This window comes from uncultured Clostridium sp., assembly GCF_947036855.1.
GTDB lineage: Bacteria > Bacillota > Clostridia > Clostridiales > Clostridiaceae > Sarcina.
Genome location: NZ_CAMQRY010000177.1, coordinates 1 through 4,025 on the forward strand (window position 1 = coordinate 1; position 4,025 = coordinate 4,025).

Sequence of the window (4,025 nt, forward strand, 5' to 3'; positions counted from 1 at the left end):
CACGTGACTTTTAATCACGGTGTCCAGGGTTCGATTCCCTGGCGAGTCACCAAAGCACTTGTTTTAACAAGTGCTTTTTTTATATCAAAAAATAATAAAGTGTTATGAATTTGATATTTAATAATCATAAAAGTATTTTATAATTATTAATGTAGATTAATTATTGAAATAAATATATTTAATTAATATTTTAAATAAGATTTTGGAGGATATGAATGTGAAAAAGTTGATAGCATCAATAGTAATCATTTTTATAGTAATTACAACAATATCATGTGTTGCTATAAGTAAAAAGACGAGTTCAACAAAAAATGAGTTAGAAAAAAACATAGTAGTTTATACAACTGAAAACAATGCTAAAATGGAATATATAGCATCTGAATTTAAAAAAACAACAGGAATTACTGTGGATTATAAAATTGTTGCAAATTTAAATACAGCAGTGGAAGAAGCTCAAAAATCAGGAACTAATATAGATGCTATATATGGGGGAAATAAAAGTGAATTTGAATCTTTAGCTAAAGAGAATAATTTAGTAAAAACGCCTGTAAGTTTTTCTAATGAGATAACTAGTGATTATAAGGGAATAAATGAATTATGGTATGGTACTAGTTTAGAACCAATGGTTATGTTTTATAATGATTCTTATATGATGCCTAAAGATGCACCAACAGAATGGTATCAATTAGGATTACCAGGATATTATAATCGTCTTGTTTTACCAGAAGTTAGCACATCACTAATGAGTAATTTACTTGGAACTATGTCGTATAAATATAGTAAGAGTCAAGTTGCTACAGAATTTAATACATTTATGCAAGGATTAAGGAATAATGTATTGAGTTATTATCCAAATGAAGAGGGTATAATGAATGCAATGAAAACTAATAAAGAGGCTGCTATATCAATTGGTGAATTAGATACAGTTAATACTGCAATTCAAAATGGAGCACCTTTTAAAGTTATTAATGCAACAGATGGGTCACCTATGATTATGCAAGGGGTAGGGGTTGTAAAAGGAGCTAAAAATATAAATTCAGCTAAATTATTTATTGAATTTATAGCAGGTCCTAATATGCAATTGCAGTTAGCGAATAAATTTAATTCTGTACCTACAATAAAATCAATTTTAACTTATGCTCCTAAATGGATGAGTAATGAAAATGCAGTTAATATAGCAAATATTAATTGGGATATTATTAATCCTAATTTAATAAATATAGTTACGCATTTTAATAATTTAACAAAAGCTCCTAAAGTTGAAGCTATAAAGTTAGATAAATTGGTTATAGATAAACCATTAATTCCATCACAACAAAAAACAATAGATGTAAAACCTAAAGTAGAAACAAAAGTAGCCATTGCAAAAGAAAAAGCTGCAGTAGCTAAACAAAAGGCTGAAGAAGCTGCAAAAGTAAAAGCTGCTAAACAAACAGTAGCTGGAAAATCAGCTATGAACTCACTTCAGTCATTAGGTGAAACTTCTATGTAAATATATTATTTTAATATTAATTATTAAAAGCCCTAACTATTTTAGTTAGGGCTTTTGTTATTTTATAAGTTTTAAATCTTTTAAAATGAATTTCAAAAAAATTTTTACAGCGTTTATATCATCTTTAAAAGTAGTATTATCTTCAGATGTTAAAAAACCGCTAAAGTAAGATGCGAGTATAAAGGCAAAAATAGCAATATTTATATATATATCTTTTAAATCTGCTATAAATAAATTACTAATACCTATAAAGTCTAAGCTTCCACCATAAAAGATTTTATCTATAAGTGAACATAGACATCCAGCTACAATAGTTATAAAACAAAGGTCTATCCAAAAAGATTTATTTTTATCAGAGATATAGTATCTATAAAATTCTATAAATAAGAAAATAGCCATGATATTCAATAATATCAGTAGTGGGAACCCAATGTTTGCTCCAAATCTTACATTCAGCCAAGAGCCTTTTGTATTTATTATAGGATGAAATGATAAGAAATTTGGTATTATATCAAATCTTGTATGAAAATAAAAATTATTAATAATTAGTTTAGATCCTTGATCGAAAAACATAAGCAGTAAAAAACTAATCCATAAGCTTTTTTTACTAAAGCCTTTTGAAAATTTAGTTGAAAGAATATATAAAATATAGCCAAAACCTAAAAAAACTAATGAAAGTAATAGATTTAAAGTTATATCATATTTACTCGTTAAATTTCCAGATATTAATTCAAATAGAAAATATATACCCCACATAATTGGAAGTGTAAATATAGTTAGTAGTTTTCCTTTATTCATTGTCCCCTCCATAATTAAATATTAAGTAAATTTTAGCATTATATGTATAAGAATAAAAGTATATTTTATATATATAATGTATATTTATTATTTAAAAGGTTAATTATCATAAGATGTAGAATTATATAAATATAATAGGGGGCGATTATAAAATGAAAATTTATGCAGTATCAGATTCAATAGGGGAAACAGCAAATGAAGTTGCAAAAGCAGCAGCAAGTCAGTTTGAGAAAGATGATGTGAGTATTAAAAGATTTCCGTATGTTAAAAAATTAGAGGATGTAGAGGAATTAATTGAAAAAATAATTAATTGTGGTGAAGATGTTATTATTGTATCAACAATTATTACGGTTCAAATTAGAGAGTATTTAACACAAAAATGTGTAGAAAATAATATAAATATAATAAATGTTTTAGGTCCTATAATAAATATAGTATCAACTATGTTAAAAAAATTTCCTAATTATAATCCAGGTGCGATGTGGAAGACAGATGATATTTATTATTCAAGAATAGAAGCTATGGAATTTGCAATGCAGTATGATGATAGTAAGGATTATAGAGGATTAAAATATGCAGATGTAGTTTTACTTGGGTTATCTAGAACATCTAAAACACCACTTAGTATGTATTTAGCTAATAAGGGAATCAAAGCAATAAATATTCCACTAGTTCCAGAGGTAGAAATACCAGAAGAGTTATATGAAGTTGATAGAAAAAAGATATTTGGGCTTGTAATAGACCCATTACATCTTATAGAGATAAGGAAGAGAAGACTTGATAAATTTAGTAAAATATCAACTAATATAGAATATGCATCGGATTCAAGAATTTTAGAAGAATTTGATTTTGCAGATAAGATTATGCGAAAAGTTGGTTGTAGGACTATAGATGTAACTAAGAGGGCAATAGAAGATACGGCATTAATTATAATAGATAAATTAGCAGTGAAAAATAATTAAAGAAGGTGAGTTTTTGAAAATTGGATTAGTACTTCCAGGCGGTGGAGGAAAAGGTGCATATCAGATAGGGGTGTTTAAGGCATTAGAGGAACTTGGAATAAAAAAACATATAAAATATGTATCAGGGACATCAATAGGATCTTTAAATTCATTGCTTTTTATGCAGGGTGATTTGATAATAGCAGAAGAAGTTTGGAAGAATATTTCAAGTGAAAAAATATTGCCTACGGATAATATTGATTTAATGAAGCGTGGGTTGATGTTAAGTTTTGGTGCTAAAAATTTAAACTTTATTAAAAAACACATGCCAAGTGCATTACAATCAGGAAATTTATCAAGGGAAGGTTTACTCGAAATATCTGATAAATATTTAAATTCAGGCAAGATGTGTTCGAGTGGAATAGTTAATTATGCTACATGTACTGATATAGAAAGCTTAAAAGCAGAATATTTTAAGTATGATGCAAATAATATAGAAGAAGTAAAAAAAATATTTTTAGCAACATCAGCGCTTCCAGCAATATATGAGCCAGAAGAGATAAATGGGAAATATTATATTGATGGGGGGCTTGTAAATAATATACCTATACAACCATTGTATGGAGAAGGGTGCGATATAATAATAGTTGCACATTTATCAAAAGATTTTCCAGTTAATAAAAGCGAGTATCCAAATACAAAAATAATTGAGATATTTCCAAGCTATATGGAAGAGGGAGTTCTTAAAGGAACTTTAAATTTTTCAAAGGAAACATTAAATAGTAGAATAGTTA

General features: G+C 27.1%; 4 protein-coding genes. 3 read left to right on the forward strand and 1 reads right to left on the reverse strand.

Translation table 11 applies throughout. The annotated features are described in order from the left end of the window. Positions 1-217: 217 nt before the first annotated feature. On the forward strand, positions 218-1,492 hold the full coding sequence (locus Q0V15_RS12245) for an extracellular solute-binding protein (RefSeq protein WP_297439423.1): 1,275 nt from the start codon (positions 218-220) through the stop codon (positions 1,490-1,492). Between the two features lie 57 nt (positions 1,493-1,549). On the opposite strand, the gene Q0V15_RS12250 is transcribed toward Q0V15_RS12245, so the two are convergent. Further along, entirely contained in the window at positions 1,550-2,290 is a 741-nt protein-coding gene (locus Q0V15_RS12250) for a signal peptidase II (RefSeq protein ID WP_297439425.1), read from the reverse strand. Between the two features lie 152 nt (positions 2,291-2,442). Here Q0V15_RS12250 and Q0V15_RS12255 point away from each other — a divergent pair, with 152 nt between their 5' ends. Continuing rightward, positions 2,443-3,252: a pyruvate, water dikinase regulatory protein gene (locus Q0V15_RS12255; protein ID WP_297439427.1), complete on the forward strand. Its 810-nt coding sequence runs from the start codon at positions 2,443-2,445 to the stop codon at positions 3,250-3,252. 13 nt (positions 3,253-3,265) lie between these two features. Beyond that, positions 3,266-4,025, forward strand: a 760-nt coding sequence (locus Q0V15_RS12260) for a patatin-like phospholipase family protein (RefSeq protein ID WP_297439428.1), incomplete at its 3' end; no start/stop codon positions are given.